This window comes from Vibrio sp. L3-7 (assembly GCF_963898195.1).
GTDB lineage: Bacteria > Pseudomonadota > Gammaproteobacteria > Enterobacterales > Vibrionaceae > Vibrio > Vibrio echinoideorum.
The window spans coordinates 151,371-167,446 of record NZ_CAWQUW010000074.1; the positions used below are offsets into that span (position 1 = coordinate 151,371).

Sequence of the window (16,076 nt, forward strand, 5' to 3'; positions counted from 1 at the left end):
AAACATCGAAAGCCTCCCATTGTGGAGGTTTTCTTTTATCCCCTCCCCCTTTAGCCAAAATTACTTACAACTTCCCCCCATTAGTTGCGCGACATCACTCGCGGTTCCTTGAATTATCCGTGTGTCATCCTCATATAGCTTTTATACCCAAAGATAAGAATATTTAAGAGGCCCTACTCGTGACTACCATAGTATCTGTACGTCGTAATAATAAAGTCGTCATCGCGGGTGATGGACAAGTATCTCTAGGCAATACTGTAATGAAGGGCAATGCCCGTAAAGTACGTCGCCTATACAACAACAAAGTACTGGCCGGTTTTGCTGGTGGTACTGCTGATGCTTTCACGCTATTCGAAAAATTTGAAAGCAAGCTGCAAATGCACCAAGGCCACCTAACCAAAGCTGCCGTTGAGCTTGCGAAGGAATGGCGTAGTGATCGCGCTCTACGAAAATTAGAAGCTCTACTTGCTGTTGCGGATGAAACAGCTTCACTGATCATCACAGGTAATGGCGATGTTGTTCAGCCTGAAAATGACCTAATTGCGATCGGCTCCGGCGGTAACTTTGCGCAAGCTGCTGCAACGGCTCTATTAGAAAATACAGATTTAGATGCTCGTGAAATCGCAGAAAAGTCGCTGAATATTGCTGGCGATATCTGTGTGTTCACCAACCATCATCACACTGTTGAAGAACTAGAAAGCACCGTTGAATTACCGAAACCAGAGTAACCTTCAACGGATCAATTGCACGCTACTAACAGTGATAAAAGAATTAAGGAAATACCATGTCTGAGATGACTCCTCGCGAAATCGTTCACGAACTGAATCGCCATATTATTGGCCAAGACAACGCAAAACGTTCAGTTGCTATCGCACTACGTAACCGTTGGCGCCGTATGCAGCTTGAAGAAAGCTTGCGTGTTGAAGTATCACCAAAAAATATCCTAATGATCGGCCCAACGGGTGTAGGTAAAACTGAAATTGCTCGCCGCTTAGCAAAGCTTGCTAATGCGCCGTTCATTAAAGTAGAAGCGACTAAGTTCACCGAAGTTGGCTACGTTGGTAAAGAAGTTGAGACCATCATTCGTGATCTTACGGATGTCGCGATCAAAATGACACACCAACAAGCGATGGAAAAAGTACAATACCGCGCTGAAGAACAAGCTGAAGAACGTATTCTTGATGCTCTTTTACCGCCAGCACGTGATGCTTGGGGTCAAAATGAGCAATCAACTGAAGAGACTACCTCTTCAAATACTCGCCAAATTTTCCGTAAGAAACTGCGTGAAGGTAAGCTAGACGACAAAGAAATCGAAATCGATGTCGCAGCACCGCAAATGGGCGTTGAAATCATGTCACCTCCAGGTATGGAAGAGATGACCAACCAGCTACAAGGCATGTTCCAAAACCTAGCTGGCGACACCAAGAAAAAGCGCAAGATGAAAATCAAAGACGCATTCAAAGCACTGACGGAAGAAGAAGCTTCGAAGCTTGTGAACCAAGAAGAGCTAAAAGAGAGCGCGATTTTCAACGCTGAAAACAACGGCATTGTATTCATCGATGAGATCGACAAAATCTGTAAGCGTGGCGACAGTTCAGGTCCAGATGTATCTCGTGAAGGTGTTCAACGTGACTTACTGCCTCTAATTGAAGGCAGCACAGTATCGACTAAGCACGGTATGGTAAAAACTGATCACATCTTGTTTATCACATCAGGTGCATTCCAAGTGGCTAGGCCATCAGACTTAATCCCTGAACTACAAGGTCGTCTGCCTATCCGCGTAGAACTTGAAGCGCTTTCAGCACATGACTTTAAACGTATCCTAACTGAGCCAAAAGCATCTCTAACAGAGCAATACATTGCCCTGATGAAAACAGAAGATGTGAACATTGAGTTCACTGAAGATGGCATCAACCAAATCGCTGACGCTGCATGGCGTGTTAACGAAACCACTGAGAACATCGGTGCGCGTCGTCTACACACAGTAATGGAGCGCCTAATGGATGAGATTTCATTCGACGCAACAGACAGAGCAGGCAGCAAATTGGTGATTGATGAAGCTTATGTAATATCTAAGCTTGGCGAGCTCGTAGAAGACGAAGACCTAAGTCGCTTCATCCTGTAGCACAGGAAACTCCAACTTATTGCTCTATCTCAAAGAAATAGCAGCTAATAAGCGAATTCAAGGCCCACTTTCGAGTGGGCTTTTTATTACCCGAAAAATGGGCGTATACTCAAATCACAGTTTGAAACGAAGACTTACAAAGAAATAGACCTACGATGAAACAATCTCTACTGATTTGGCTTGATGCCGCACGACCGAAAACTCTGCCTCTCGCACTCGTCTCTATTCTTACAGGAAGTAGTTTAGCGTTCGCCAGCGATCAGTTTTCTCTATCGATAGCACTATTGGCATTTTTAACGGCCACCCTATTACAGATTTTGTCGAACCTAGCGAATGACTACGGCGATGCGGTTAAAGGCACAGACAATGAAAACCGTCTAGGGCCAACGCGCGCAATGCAGTCTGGCGTTGTGACGGCTAAAACCATGAAGCAAGCGATCATCCTCAACATCGTATTTACCGTGTTAGCTGGGCTGATTCTGATTTTCCATGCGTTGAGCTCAATTGAAAGCATTCTATCTTTCATTGCACTCGGCGTATTAGCAATTGTCGCGGCTATTGCATACACAGTGGGTAACAAACCTTATGGTTATATTGGCCTTGGTGACTTGTCGGTATTTATCTTCTTTGGCCTACTCGGTGTATCCGGTACTTACTTTTTACACACTGGCCATGTTGAACCAAGCTTATTCCTTCCAGCACTAGGCTGTGGACTCATGGCGGTTGCCGTTCTCAACATCAACAACATGCGTGATATTGAAAACGACAGCGAATGTGGTAAGCGCACCATGGCGGTTCGCCTAGGCCAACGTAAAGCCAAGCACTATCATTTTGCTCTGCTTGGCCTTGCCCTTGCCTCTTTCGCTCTATACCTGCTCATTCAAGAGAAACCGGTCTGGATCAGCCTGCCGTTTTTGCTCAGTATTATTATTGTCTACAAGCATGGCAAGGCCGTTTGGGAAACAGAGAAACCTGCACAGATCGCGCCAATGATGCCTGTTATTGTTAAATGCTCACTGGTCACTAACCTATTGTTTGCAGGGGTTGTCGTAGCTCAAACTCTATTGAGTTAATTGAGACTAATCATTGCAAAGGGATCAAGCACCGATATACTCAAACTAAGCTCATTGTTCAAAAGGTACGCAAATGGAATACAACACTTCAGCACTGTGCGACATATATTTGGATCAAGTTGATGTCGTGGAGCCAATGTTCAGCAACTTCGGTGGACGAGCATCCTTCGCCGGACAGATCACGACATTAAAGTGTTTTGAAGACAACGCTTTAATTCGCTCCGTATTAGAGCAAGATGGTCTAGGACGAGTGTTGTTAATCGACGGTGGCGGCTCACTACGCAAAGCGCTGATCGATGCTGAAATTGCCCTGCTTGCCGAAGACAATGAGTGGGAAGGTATTGTGGTTTACGGCTGTGTACGTGAAGTCGATGAGCTTGAAGACATGAACCTAGGAATTCAGGCTTTGGCCTCTATTCCTGTTGGTGCTGGCCAAGAAAATATTGGCGAGGTTGACGTTCCGGTCAACTTTGGTAGCGTAACCTTCTTACCGGAAGATTACCTCTATGCAGACAACACGGGCATTATTCTTTCGGCAGAGCCTCTCGATGTAGAGCTCGATCTGGATGTTGAAGAAGAAGAGGTAGAGTAATTCACTCAGCTTTAAATAATAAAACAAAGCATAAGAACACGAAGTATAAAAATACAAACAAAAACGCCCGCTACTCAGTAGCGGGCGTTTTTTAAATCCGAAGAGTCGATTACTCTACGTCATCCATTTTACCAAGAAGGTTACGGATGCGATCTTGCCATGCTGAATGCTCTTCCTGCATTTCCTGAGTTTTTTGCTCTAGCTCGTGACGGCTTGCTTTAAGCTCACCAGCTTCTGTTGCTAGTGCTTGTTTCTCTTCTTTAAGCTCTTCCACTTCCATTTGAAGAAGTGCAATTGTATCTACTGCTGTTTGAATTTTTGCTTCTAGCTGCTCTAGTACTTCAAAAGACATTCTGGCCTACCTTTAAGTTATCCGTTTGATGGTGAAGGTTCACTCCACTTATTTCCCCATTCTACTCAGCAGAGCAAGGATAAACACTCAATATATTCGTTATTTTGCGCCATTCGATGAAAAAAACAGCGCTTTTTACCGAATATTGACGTGAACTATTCCCAACACAACAACAGACTGATTATTTTGATGAATATTACCTATTTTCCACCGCAAATTGATCAAGAGCAATCCCTAAAAAACAAAAAGGCAAACGTTTCCTTCGGGATATGGTAAAATTCGCCGCGAAATTTCTATTCCCCCTTTGAAAATTTTGGAGTCCGCATGAAACGCGATTTAGCAATGTCATTCTCTCGTGTCACAGAAGGTGCAGCACTAGCTGGTTACAAGTGGCTTGGCCGTGGCGATAAAAACGCTGCAGATGGCGCTGCTGTAGAAGTAATGCGTAGCCTACTGAACAAAACCGAAATTAGCGGTGAGATTGTTATTGGCGAAGGTGAAATCGATGATGCACCTATGTTATACATCGGCGAAAACGTAGGCGTGGGCGGCGATGCTGTCGATATCGCCGTTGACCCAATTGAAGGGACGCGCATGACAGCAATGGGCCAATCGAATGCATTGGCTGTACTTGCAGCAGGCGAAAAAGGCAGCTTCCTTAAAGCACCTGACATGTACATGGAAAAGTTAGTTGTAGGCCCTAGTGCTAAAGGCGCTATTGACCTAAACCTACCACTAACCGAAAACCTAGAAAACATTGCCAAAGCATTGGGTAAAACACTCGATACTCTCGTTGTAACGACACTTGCTAAGCCTCGTCACGATCAAGTTATCGCCGATATGCAGGCAATGGGCATTCGTGTATTCGCAGTGCCAGACGGTGATGTAGCTGCTTCTATCCTAACGTGTATGCCTGATAGCGAAGTAGACGTAATGTATTGCATCGGCGGCGCACCTGAAGGTGTGGTGTCAGCTGCTGTTATTCGTGCGCTTGACGGTGACATGCATGGTCGTCTTCTTCCTCGTCATGAAGTAAAAGGCGATACAGAAGAAAACCGTAAACACGGTGAAATTGAACTAGAGCGTTGTGCTGAAATGGGCGTAACGGCAGGCATCGTTCTGAAGATGGAAGACATGGCTCGCAGCGATAACGTTGTGTTCTCAGCAACAGGTATCACCAAAGGTGACTTGCTAGAGGGAATTACTCGTACAGGTAATATCGCAACCACAGAAACTCTGCTTATCCGTGGTCGCTGCCGTACGATTCGCCGCATCAAGTCTATCCACTACCTAGAGCGTAAAGACCCAGAAGTAATAGGCCATATCCTGTAGACCTAAACTAGGTTAAATAGAACATTCGAAGGCTGATACCAAGTATCAGCCTTTTGTTTTATTGGTCTTCGACAATCACATCATTGACTGTCGTTATAGTAAATGGTTTGCTTTATAAACACCTTGCCCCATAATAGTAAGGTTCATGAGGTAGGGATAGTATGAAAACAAGCGACAAAATCTTACAAACCATTAAGCGTCAAGGCGCGGTAACCGCGAAACAATTGTCAGAAGAATTTGGCATGACGACGATGGGTGCAAGACAGCACCTACAAAGTTTGGAAGATAACGGTATTCTTGCGTTTCATGACGTAAAAGTAAAAGTAGGACGCCCTACCCGCCACTGGTCTTTGACTCAACAAGGCCATAGCCAATTTTCAGATCGACACGGCGAACTCACCATTCAAGTGATTGATGCTGTCGAAAACCTATTTGGCAAAGAAGGCTTAGCCAAAGTTGCAGCTGAGCGTGAACAGCACACTCTTAAGCAATATCAAGCCGCTCTATCCGACTGTAATAATCTGATCAGTAAGCTTGAAAAACTCACTCAACTTCGCGAAGAAGAAGGCTACATGGCTGAACTTCAAGAACAAGGTGATAACTACATCTTGATCGAAAACCACTGTCCTATCTGTAAAGCAGCCACTCGCTGTCCGAGCCTCTGCCAATCTGAGCTCAATGTATTTACTGAGTTACTCAAAGATGAATGTCATGTAAGTCGTACTGAGCACATTATCGCTGGCGAGCGACGTTGTACTTATACTTTAACGCCAGTGCTTTTATCGTAATATCAGTATCAATATCAATACCAATACCAATACCAATACCAGCAGCCTAACACCAAGCCATTGATCTTGTCTCAAAATTGAGAAAATACGAATTGATTAAAATTTGTACTGATTTCTTTCTTAAGCTTAAAGCATATGAAACATGCTTAATGCTAAGGAAGGAATCATGGCTCATCCACAGCCGGATCAAAAACTGCCCCCGTTTGACGAACTCGTCCAACTCGCGAAACGCGATCCGAAAGCATTCGATCAATTCAAACACGAGATGTGTGAACAAATGATTTGTTCTGCCTCAGAGGAAATGCAAGACCGGCTTCGAGCCCAGCAAAGCCACCTCGATTTAGTCGTCAGCCGTTGTAAAAATCCACACCATGCGAATGTCGTACTCATGCAAGAGTTGCGTTGCCAAGTCTGCAAATTCCAAGATGCACTTCAAGGCCGCTGTAGTTTTGAAGAACCTACGGCTGAAAATGTGGTGCCCTTTAGGCCAAATACAGAACCTAAAATGTACTAGACAAGCTTTACTCAGTCGTCCAAACATCAGTAGCCAAAATATTAGAGACCAAAAACAAAAAGGGAGCACAATGCTCCCTTTATATACTCATCATTCAATGTTTACACTGGGTCTTCACCGTAATCATTACGGCCTTCTGTACCCTTGAGCAATCCACATTCAATCAAAATCCATAAGCCACACACTAATGCTGCAACCGTTGCTGCCATGTGAATTGGCGATACCGATTCTGTGGTCGTTGCTACCATTGGCGAAGCCAAACGTCCAAGTACCAGTGGCACATTCAACAATAGCCAGTAATTCGACTTATTACGGTCATGCCAACGCTTGGCGGTGACCGCAAGATCTGGGATAACCAGCAGCAGTAAGAAGATTGGTAGCAGGATATAGGAGTATGCAGGGAACAGAACCGAAATACCGGAAGCAAAACCAGTAATCGCGACATAGTAGAAAATATTCCAAATCCAGTAAGTCTTACGACCAATTCTCCCTTTGAAAGAGAGCAGTAAATCTTTCATCGACATCTTAAAATACTCAAAAATTAATACGCTACCAAAAAGTTAGCAGCAAATGGCCAGTTAATCACTTTTAGTTAGTTAGTTAGTTAGTTAGTTAATCACTTTCTGAAAGCAACTTTTATCCATATCTCGTATGTTGACCGTTAGGCTACGGATATGGCTTGCCTGTTCTTGTAAGGTTTGCATTAACAAACGAGACAATTCTCTTTTTTGCTCTTCCGTCCGTCCTGAAAGTAACTCAAAGCTAATATGAACGAAATCCACATTATCCTCTTCATCACCGACCAGCCAGTTATGGCAACGCAGTGAACGAGACTTCACAGAAGGAACATCAAACAAGCCACAGTTTAATGTAACTTGATGAAGATCTTCTAGTAAACCTTGGATATTCACTCGCTCATCCACTGAATTTGAGTACTCTAGAACTAGATTCGGCATTATTACTTCCTATTGTTAACGCAATCGTTTGTCCCTTAATAGCAACTAACGGTGAAAAATCCGAGAAGTTAGCTATTATTCTGTCTGCCGGATCACTGATATATGCTCAAAATCCACTCTGACCATTGAGTAAGATCCAAGAAAGTAATGACCACAGTCATGATCTGTTGATATTAATCTGTTATATTATTTCGTAATAAAGTTTACTTTTTTACATTCGATTTATTTAAATACTTTGGAGATATTCCTATGCGTCATCCTGTAGTTATGGGTAACTGGAAACTAAACGGCAGCAAAGAAATGGTTGTTGATCTACTAAACGGTCTTAACGCTGAACTTGAAGGCGTTACAGGCGTAGACGTAGCAGTTGCTCCACCAGCACTTTTCGTTGATCTTGCTGAGCGTACGCTTACTGAAGCGGGCAGCGCGATCATCCTAGGTGCTCAAAACTCTGACCTAAACAACAGCGGTGCATTCACTGGCGACATGTCTCCAGCAATGCTTAAAGAGTTCGGCGCATCTCACATCATCATCGGTCACTCTGAGCGTCGTGAATACCACGCTGAGTCTGACGAATTCGTTGCTAAGAAATTCGCATTCCTAAAAGAGAACGGCTTAACTCCAGTTCTTTGTATCGGTGAATCTGACGCACAAAACGAAGCAGGCGAAACTGTTGCAGTATGTGCACGTCAACTTGACGCAGTTATCAACACTCAAGGTGTTGAAGCTCTTGAAGGCGCTATCATCGCTTACGAACCAATCTGGGCTATCGGTACTGGTAAAGCAGCGACAGCTGAAGATGCACAACGCATCCACGCTCAAATCCGTGCACACATCGCAGAAAAATCTGAAGACGTTGCTAAGAAAGTTGTTATCCAATACGGCGGTTCTGTTAAACCAGAAAACGCAGCAGCTTACTTCGCACAACCAGACATCGACGGTGCTCTAGTTGGCGGCGCAGCGCTTGACGCGAAAAGCTTTGCAGCTATCGCTAAAGCAGCAGCTGAAGCAAAAGCTTAATTTAAACGTCACCGTTTAAATTGAATGAAAGGTCAACTTAGGTTGGCCTTTTTTATTGCCTATTGTTTTCTATTAACTGTAATTTAGTTTCAAAGCTAAACCGACAGGTACAAAAAAACCGCTGATAAATCAGCGGTTTTTAAATTCTTTAAGCAAACACTAAGTGTGGCTTAGAATAACTCTTCAGCAACGCGGAACAACTCAGAACGGTCTGGGTTCTGCATGTTCTCGATACAATCGATGATGTCGTGGTGCACAAGCGCTTCTTTCTCGATACCAACACAACGACCACCGTGGCCTTCTTGAAGAAGGTGAACAGCGTAGTTACCCATGCGAGAAGCCAGTACACGGTCAAATGCAGTAGGACGACCACCACGTTGGATGTGACCAAGAACCGTTGCGCGAGTTTCACGACCAGTTGAAGATTCGATCTCTTTCGCTAGTTCGTTCGCGTCCATCATTAGCTCAGTTAGAGCGATGATTGCGTGCTTCTTACCTTTCGCAATACCATCTTGGATATTGTTGATCAGCTGCTCTTTATCTAGACCAGTTTCAGGAGTAATGATGTACTCACAACCGCCTGCGATTGCTGACATAAGCGTAAGGTCACCACAGTGACGGCCCATGATTTCAACAATAGAAATACGTTGGTGAGAAGAAGACGTGTCACGTAGACGGTCGATTGAATCAATAACTGTGTTAAGCGCAGTTAGGTAACCGATTGTGTAGTCAGTACCTGCGATATCGTTATCGATAGTGCCTGGAAGACCGATACATGGGTAGCCCATCTCTGTCAGTTTCTTAGCTCCCATGTAAGAGCCGTCGCCACCGATAACAACAAGTGCTTCGATACCGTGCTTCTTAAGGTTCTCGATGCCTTTCTCGCGAACTTTAACATCTTTGAATTCAGGGAAACGTGCAGAACCTAAAAAAGTACCGCCGCGGTTGATGACGTCAGAGACGCTTGAACGGTCAAGCTTTTCAATACGGTCTTCAACAAGGCCTTGGTAGCCATCGTAAATGCCGTAAACTTCAATGCCAACTGATAACGCGGTACGAACTACGCCGCGAACTGCTGCGTTCATGCCCGGAGCGTCACCACCACTGGTCAAAACACCGATTTTCTTAATCATGCTCACCCTCGATTTTTGGGAATCTATTATTCAATTCTTTTGCTTGCTGATTGTATATCAACAAGATTTTAAATCTATATTTGTGCTTTATGTTACATTTCCTCAATAGGAATAGCACTTAAATCGCTTAAATTTATGTAACATTTCTACTTCTGTAAGAGTATTACAGTTTTACTCAATAATTTTGTTGATTCACATCAGAATCAACATTAATTGTTATACGGTGGTTTTTGTATCACCAAACAATTAGTGATTTTTACTCACTCTAGTCCAAAAGCTAGCCACTTGCCATTTGCGTGCGGCTTTCACTCTCATTACCAAGAATGAAATTTCTGTTGTTTTTCTGGGCCAAATACCACCGAATACGGGTCTTGATGAATTAATACATCAGCATCAGGGAAAACGGAGATAAGCTTGTCTTCTACTTCGTCAGAAATGCGGTGCGCTTCAATAAGTGGGATATTATCTTCAAGTTCTAAGTGCAATTGAATGAAGCGAATTGGTCCAGAGCGACGAGTTCGTAATTGATGCACACCCAACACACCTTCGATACTCAACGACGTCTCTTTAATCTGTTTAAGCTCTTCGTCCGATAGCTTTCTATCAAGCAATGATTGGATAGCTTCATTGGCCATTTGATAAGCGCTGTAAAGAATATAGATACCAATACCAATTGCGAATACCGAATCCGCTTGTCCAATGCCAAACCAGCTCAACGCCAATGCCAGCATAATCGCTGCATTCATGTAGAGATCCGTCTGGTAATGCAATGAATCAGCGGCAATCGCTTGGCTACCGGTTTTGTTCACAACATGTTTTTGGAATCGAACCAAACCGAAGGTCATTACCATCGCGAATAAGCTGACGTAGATACCAATTTCTGGGGAGTTCAGTTCATGAGGCCTAAAGAAGCGCTCAATACCATTGAGAATAAGGAAGCAGGCTGAGCCTGAAATGAACATCGCCTGAGCCAATGCCGCCAATGACTCCGCTTTACCATGACCAAAAGTATGTTCTTTATCGGCGGGCTGCAGAGAATAACGAACGACGATAAGGTTAACGACTGATGCCGCAATATCTAACAGAGAATCCACTACTGAAGCCAATAGGCTCACAGAACCGGTCACCCACCATGCTGCGACCTTCACGATCAATAAAATAGTGGCGATGGTTGTGGCTGCCCAAGCGGCGAGCGTAACTAGACGTGCGTATTCTTGTTTCATAAATTGGCTACAAAATGGCTGATAGGACAAAGTATAACCTGCAAACAATCAATTGAATATGACAGCCATGATGTAAAACATTCATTTAAAGGGATCAAAAAAAGCGGCACACGGCCGCTTTTTCACATCATTCTAGTGGCTTAGCACCAGATTAAACTAAAGACTATTTGTCTTTGTTCATGTGCTTTTCCATTTTGTCAGCACACTTAGTCATGCGCTCTTGTTGGATTTCTTTCAGCTGAGTTTTTTGCTCTGCTGTCAGTACGCTCATCATTTGATGCTGCTTTTTCATCATTGCTACGCGACGCTCAGTTTGCTTCTCTACCATTTGGCTTGCTAGGTCGTTAGCTGCCGCTTCATCAAAGTTGTCTGCTAGTACTAAATCTTGAACTTTCTCATGATGCGCCTTCATTTGCGCCATTTTATCGGCTTTGTTACCTGAGTGTTTTGCTTTCATCTCTGCACGATTCGCTTCGCGCATTTCTTTTAATTCTGTTTTTTGAGCGTCAGTTAAGTCTAGTTGACGCATCACTTTTTTATCGAAGCCGCCACACTTACCGTGCATGCCTTTGTGGTCGCCTTTATCGCCGCCGCCATATGCGAACGCGCTTGCTGTACCTAACATTAATGGAAGTGCTGCAGCTGCTAGTACAAGTTTCTTAGTCATTTTCATAATTGTTGCCTCAATTCGGTATAATAAGTCATGTGTTGCGTCTGTTTCTCAGCGCTTGAATATAGATTAGTCTTTCTCTCGTAAAGTGACGTTTAGAAAGCGTAAAGAATCGTAAAGAGTGCAAGCGAACAAATAATTAGCAGTATTATTAACGTGTAAATAACCGATTAAGGCTTCCCAATGGCGAACATTCTTCTTATTGATGACGACACCGAATTAACCAGCTTACTTAAAGACATTCTTAGCTTTGAGGGCTTTACTGTTTTCGAAGCCAACGATGGCTATGCCGGGCTCGATGCCATTAATGATGAGATTGACCTGATCCTATTAGATGTAATGATGCCGCGTCTTAATGGCATGGAAACACTAAAGAAACTGAGAGAAAATTGGGAAACGCCAGTATTGATGCTGACTGCAAAAGGTGAAGAGATCGACCGTGTTATCGGCCTTGAGCTTGGCGCGGATGATTACTTACCAAAACCGTTTAGTGACCGCGAGTTACTTGCTCGTATTCGTGCCATCTTGCGTCGCACACAAACCAACACTTCACCAAAGACCGCCAGTGACACCATTCAATACCAAGACATAGAGATTTTTCCCGGTAAACAAGAAGCTTACTGTAATGGGCAAGTACTCGACCTCACCACCACAGAGTTCGCTCTATTGAGCCACTTAATCCAGAATCCGGGACAGGTAATCACTAAAGAAGCATTAAGCCTAGATGTGTTGGGTAAACGGTTGGCGGCGTTTGACCGCGCAATTGATATGCATATCTCAAACCTACGTAAGAAAATTCCAGAACGCAGTGGCGGGAAACCTCGAATCAAGACCTTACGAGGTCGTGGCTATTTATTAGTAGAGGAGGATTAATGCGTATACCTAAAATCACCAGCTTATATGGACGTATCTTTGCTATCTTTTGGTTCACCATGTTACTGGTGCTTTTGTCTGTGCTATCACTGCCACACTTAGATCCACGAGTTGCTCGCGATGTACCAGTCGATCACCTCAAGAAATTAGAACGTATTGCGAAGAGCACAGAGAAGCGATTCGCCAAAGAAGACAACTTAGGCAAGATTGTCTTCCAACTGGAAGGCCCGACACGAAGCCGAAAAGACACGCGTCCTCGCATGTACCTGACCGATCTTGAAGGCTCGGTGTTAACGACTAAAAAGCATTCCGATTACAAAGTAAAAGCGATTCGTAATTTCGTGACTACGATTGATAACCCTGAAGTGCCAAAACAAAAGCTGTATGGGCATTACATGGTGGCAGGCCCAATACCAGTCGCACTCGCAGGTGAAGACCTAATGATGTATATCGGAGTGAAATGGGATCAGCCACCGCCATTTTTACTACGACTGTTTGATAAACCGTTACAGTTATTACTTGCCGTGATGCTGGCGAGTACCCCACTGCTACTTTGGTTAGCTTGGGCACTAAGCCAACCAGCACGAAGGCTGGAACTTGCAGCGCAACGCGTTGCTAAAGGTCAGTTTGAGGTTGATCCTCAACTGGAAAAAGGCACGTCAGAATTCAGACAAGCCGGTGAGAGCTTTAACCAGATGGTCGAAGCGGTAAATCAGATGATTTCGGGACAACAACGTTTACTGTCTGATATATCTCATGAATTGCGCTCTCCACTCACTCGATTACGCATGGCGAATGCACTTGCGATTCGTAAGCAAGGCGATAGCCAAGAACTTGAACGTATCGATACCGAAGCACAGCGTCTAGAGCAGATGATCAGTGAGCTTTTAACTTTATCTCGCATGCAAGTCGACAGTCACATCACTCGTGAAGTGCAACCCTTATCGAGCTTATGGGAAGAGATCCTAAAAGATGCAGAGTTTGAAGCAGAGCAAATGGGTAAGCAGATGAAATTCTCAGAGATCCCAGATCGCTCTATTTCAGGCAACCCAAAGCTGTTAATGAGCGCGCTAGACAATATCACTCGCAATGCCATCTACTACGGTAAAGATCAGGTTGATGTGGAATTTAGCGTTCAACAAGACCAACTGACGATTTGCGTGAATGACAACGGCGAAGGCGTTCCTGATGACGAATTGGATTCGATTTTCCGACCTTTCTATCGTGTTTCAACGGCGAGAGATCGAAACTCAGGAGGAACAGGATTGGGGCTAACCATTACTGAAAGTGCGATTCGCCAACACAGCGGAACTATCACTGCAAGTCGCAGCAAACTAGGTGGATTACAACTAGAAATCACGCTTCCTATCTTACCAGCGTAATACCCCTACAAAGATCGCAGTTGATAATGAGAGTTATTATTATTATGGTAAATCCTCGAATTAAGGAGGATTTACCATGTCACACACTTTCCCGGATCTACCCTACGCTTACGATGCCCTAGAACCTTACATTGATGCTAAAACGATGGAAGTGCATTACAGCAAGCACCATAGAACCTATTACGATAAGTTTGTTGCTGCGGTCTCAGGTAGCGAGCTTGAGCACCAGTCACTCACCGAAATTTTCGCTAACATCTCTCAGCACAGTCCCGCCGTTCGCAATAATGGTGGTGGTTACTACAACCATATTCTGTATTGGAATTGTATGTCACAAGATGGTGGTGGTGAACCAGCTGACGAGCTAGGTGAAGCGATCAATAGTACATTCGGAGACTTCGAAACTTTCCAAGACCAGTTTGCTCAAGCTGCAATCAATACTTTTGGCTCAGGCTTTGCTTGGTTAGTCGTAGAAGCCGGCAAACTTAAAATCATCTCAACATCAAACCAAGATAATCCGTGGATGGATACCGTTGCCAGTAATGGCGAGCCCATTCTTGCACTCGATGTTTGGGAACACGCTTACTACATCAGCTACCAAAACCGCCGCCCTGACTATATCAATGCATGGTGGAATGTTGTGAACTGGAAAGCTGTCTCTGAAAACTATGCTCAGGTACTAGCCAAACAGGTATAACTATCTTAGTGAATCTGACTTGCATCACTCGCATAGCCAACAGGTGGTGAACTGTACTCACTCAGCTTGCCACCGTATACTCTGGCTATCTTTGATTATTCTTGTGAACCAACATGTTTGATATCGCTCTATACGAACCAGAAATTGCACCCAATACGGGTAACATCATCCGCCTATCTGCTAACTGCGGTGCGAACCTACACCTAATTGAGCCGCTTGGTTTTGATTTTGAAGAGAAGAAAGTGCGCCGTGCCGGTTTGGACTACCACGACCTAGCGCGAGTAAAACGCCACAAGAATCTAGAAGCATTTCTTGAGTACTTAGAGAATGAACGTGAAGGTGACTACCGTATCTTTGCTTGCACCACCAAAACCACAGGCCACCACGTTGATGCTAAATTCCAGCACGGTGATGTACTGATGTTTGGCCCAGAGACACGCGGCCTACCCGCTGAATTTATTGAAAGTATGCCGATGGAGCAGCGCATTCGTATTCCAATGATGCCAGACGCGCGTAGCTTGAACCTATCAAACGCGGTCGCGATTATTGCTTTTGAAGCGTGGCGTCAAATGGGTTTCGAAGGCGCGGTGTAATCCCAATCTCAGTAAATAACCGCTGACACGGCCTGTTACCGGCTCCTGCGAGCAATCGTAAATAACAGGCGACACGCAATAACAAAGGCTCTTACCATTATCGCTTTCATGTGAAGGATAAAGGTAAGAGCCTTTTGTTTTTGTCTTCCCTCTATATAAAGAGGGAAACTGGATTAGTTTAAGCGGTTACGATCATTATCGTCGTCTTTCTTCTCAAACTCACCCTCAAAGGTGTTGCCGTCTTTTGATTGGTCAGATGGATCTTGCTTAAACGAACCTGAACTGAATGGGTCTTGTCCAAATGGACTCTGGCCAAAACCACTTTGTCCACCCGCATGGAAGCCGCCAGACATATTGGTCACCACCATTTTCTCCATCATCTTTTTCGCGATGATGGCGCGTGGTGCTGGAAGCAATACCAACATACCCAGAGCGTCCGTCATAAAGCCCGGAGTTAGCAGCAATACACCGGCTACTGCAAGCATCACGCCTTCAATAATCTGTTGAGCTGGCATTTCACCTTGTTGTAATCGACCTTGAACAGACATTAATGTCTGAATACCTTGGCTACGAACAAGCGATGCACCAACAAATGCGGTAATCAAAACCAACGCAATAGTTGGCCACAATCCTAAGAAGCCACCAACTTGAATAAATAAGCCAATCTCAATGATCGGTACGAAGATAAATAGTAATAATAAGATAGGAAACACACGCCCTCCTTTGTTACATCCAGTTTACGCTGAAAGCCCTACC

19 protein-coding genes are annotated in these 16,076 nt (G+C 44.3%); 12 read left to right on the forward strand and 7 right to left on the reverse strand.

Annotated features, from left to right (window positions below; genetic code table 11):
* Positions 1-179: 179 nt before the first annotated feature.
* The 4 genes from hslV (at position 180) to rraA (ending at position 3,790) form a co-directional block, all read left to right on the forward strand.
* The gene (gene hslV / locus AACW75_RS26165) at positions 180-728 is read left to right on the forward strand and encodes an ATP-dependent protease subunit HslV (RefSeq protein ID WP_017073730.1); all 549 of its coding nucleotides are present in this window, start codon (positions 180-182) and stop codon (positions 726-728) included.
* 56 nt (positions 729-784) lie between these two features.
* On the forward strand, positions 785-2,125 hold the full coding sequence (hslU, locus tag AACW75_RS26170; protein WP_017073731.1) for an HslU--HslV peptidase ATPase subunit: 1,341 nt from the start codon (positions 785-787) through the stop codon (positions 2,123-2,125).
* 155 nt (positions 2,126-2,280) lie between these two features.
* Entirely contained in the window at positions 2,281-3,198 is a 918-nt protein-coding gene (locus AACW75_RS26175) for a 1,4-dihydroxy-2-naphthoate polyprenyltransferase (RefSeq protein ID WP_017073732.1), read from the forward strand.
* Between the two features lie 73 nt (positions 3,199-3,271).
* Positions 3,272-3,790 carry a ribonuclease E activity regulator RraA gene (rraA, locus tag AACW75_RS26180; RefSeq protein WP_017073733.1) on the forward strand — a complete coding sequence of 173 codons (519 nt, stop codon included), beginning with the start codon at positions 3,272-3,274 and terminating at the stop codon, positions 3,788-3,790.
* Positions 3,791-3,899: 109 nt separating this feature from the next.
* Here the strand turns inward: rraA and zapB are convergent, their stop codons facing one another.
* Positions 3,900-4,142 (reverse strand): cell division protein ZapB, encoded by a 243-nt coding sequence (gene zapB, locus AACW75_RS26185; protein ID WP_017073734.1) that lies wholly within the window; start codon positions 4,140-4,142, stop codon positions 3,900-3,902.
* Positions 4,143-4,466: 324 nt separating this feature from the next.
* Between zapB and glpX the strand changes: the two genes are divergently transcribed.
* From glpX to AACW75_RS26200, 3 genes are all read left to right on the forward strand, one after another.
* Positions 4,467-5,474 (forward strand): class II fructose-bisphosphatase, encoded by a 1,008-nt coding sequence (gene glpX / locus AACW75_RS26190; RefSeq protein ID WP_145570028.1) that lies wholly within the window; start codon positions 4,467-4,469, stop codon positions 5,472-5,474.
* Between the two features lie 161 nt (positions 5,475-5,635).
* A complete protein-coding gene (locus AACW75_RS26195) occupies positions 5,636-6,262 on the forward strand; it encodes a helix-turn-helix transcriptional regulator (RefSeq protein ID WP_135457702.1) in 627 nt (208 codons plus the stop codon).
* Positions 6,263-6,428: 166 nt separating this feature from the next.
* Positions 6,429-6,776 (forward strand): DUF3135 domain-containing protein, encoded by a 348-nt coding sequence (locus AACW75_RS26200; protein ID WP_017073737.1) that lies wholly within the window; start codon positions 6,429-6,431, stop codon positions 6,774-6,776.
* A 101-nt stretch (positions 6,777-6,877) separates the two neighbouring features.
* Here AACW75_RS26200 and AACW75_RS26205 read toward each other — a convergent pair whose 3' ends face one another.
* The gene (locus AACW75_RS26205) at positions 6,878-7,300 is read right to left on the reverse strand and encodes a DUF805 domain-containing protein (protein ID WP_017073738.1); all 423 of its coding nucleotides are present in this window, start codon (positions 7,298-7,300) and stop codon (positions 6,878-6,880) included.
* 84 nt (positions 7,301-7,384) lie between these two features.
* A complete protein-coding gene (locus AACW75_RS26210; protein ID WP_004729703.1) occupies positions 7,385-7,732 on the reverse strand; it encodes a 5-carboxymethyl-2-hydroxymuconate Delta-isomerase in 348 nt (115 codons plus the stop codon).
* Positions 7,733-7,981: 249 nt separating this feature from the next.
* On the opposite strand from AACW75_RS26210, the gene tpiA reads away from it, so the two are divergent.
* Complete coding sequence (gene tpiA / locus AACW75_RS26215; RefSeq protein WP_004729704.1) at positions 7,982-8,752, forward strand: triose-phosphate isomerase; 771 nt, start codon at positions 7,982-7,984, stop codon at positions 8,750-8,752.
* 170 nt (positions 8,753-8,922) lie between these two features.
* Here tpiA and pfkA read toward each other — a convergent pair whose 3' ends face one another.
* The 3 genes from pfkA to AACW75_RS26230 all read right to left on the reverse strand — a co-directional run bounded on the left by pfkA (position 8,923) and on the right by AACW75_RS26230 (position 11,781).
* On the reverse strand, positions 8,923-9,885 hold the full coding sequence (pfkA, locus tag AACW75_RS26220; protein WP_029224884.1) for a 6-phosphofructokinase: 963 nt from the start codon (positions 9,883-9,885) through the stop codon (positions 8,923-8,925).
* A 314-nt stretch (positions 9,886-10,199) separates the two neighbouring features.
* A complete protein-coding gene (fieF, locus tag AACW75_RS26225; RefSeq protein WP_145570030.1) occupies positions 10,200-11,108 on the reverse strand; it encodes a CDF family cation-efflux transporter FieF in 909 nt (302 codons plus the stop codon).
* 163 nt (positions 11,109-11,271) lie between these two features.
* Positions 11,272-11,781 carry a CpxP family protein gene (locus AACW75_RS26230; RefSeq protein WP_017073741.1) on the reverse strand — a complete coding sequence of 170 codons (510 nt, stop codon included), beginning with the start codon at positions 11,779-11,781 and terminating at the stop codon, positions 11,272-11,274.
* A gap of 180 nt (positions 11,782-11,961) precedes the next feature.
* Between AACW75_RS26230 and AACW75_RS26235 the strand changes: the two genes are divergently transcribed.
* The 4 genes from AACW75_RS26235 (at position 11,962) to AACW75_RS26250 (ending at position 15,320) form a co-directional block, all read left to right on the forward strand.
* Entirely contained in the window at positions 11,962-12,651 is a 690-nt protein-coding gene (locus AACW75_RS26235; protein WP_017073742.1) for a response regulator, read from the forward strand.
* A complete protein-coding gene (gene cpxA, locus AACW75_RS26240) occupies positions 12,651-14,033 on the forward strand; it encodes an envelope stress sensor histidine kinase CpxA (protein WP_145565541.1) in 1,383 nt (460 codons plus the stop codon). The genes AACW75_RS26235 and cpxA overlap by 1 nt, the downstream gene beginning before the upstream one ends.
* 76 nt (positions 14,034-14,109) lie before the next feature.
* Positions 14,110-14,727: a superoxide dismutase gene (locus AACW75_RS26245; RefSeq protein ID WP_145570032.1), complete on the forward strand. Its 618-nt coding sequence runs from the start codon at positions 14,110-14,112 to the stop codon at positions 14,725-14,727.
* Positions 14,728-14,840: 113 nt separating this feature from the next.
* Positions 14,841-15,320: a tRNA (cytidine(34)-2'-O)-methyltransferase gene (locus AACW75_RS26250; protein WP_135457694.1), complete on the forward strand. Its 480-nt coding sequence runs from the start codon at positions 14,841-14,843 to the stop codon at positions 15,318-15,320.
* Between the two features lie 173 nt (positions 15,321-15,493).
* Here the strand turns inward: AACW75_RS26250 and AACW75_RS26255 are convergent, their stop codons facing one another.
* The gene (locus tag AACW75_RS26255) at positions 15,494-16,033 is read right to left on the reverse strand and encodes an FxsA family protein (protein WP_135457692.1); all 540 of its coding nucleotides are present in this window, start codon (positions 16,031-16,033) and stop codon (positions 15,494-15,496) included.
* Positions 16,034-16,076 lie beyond the last annotated feature (43 nt).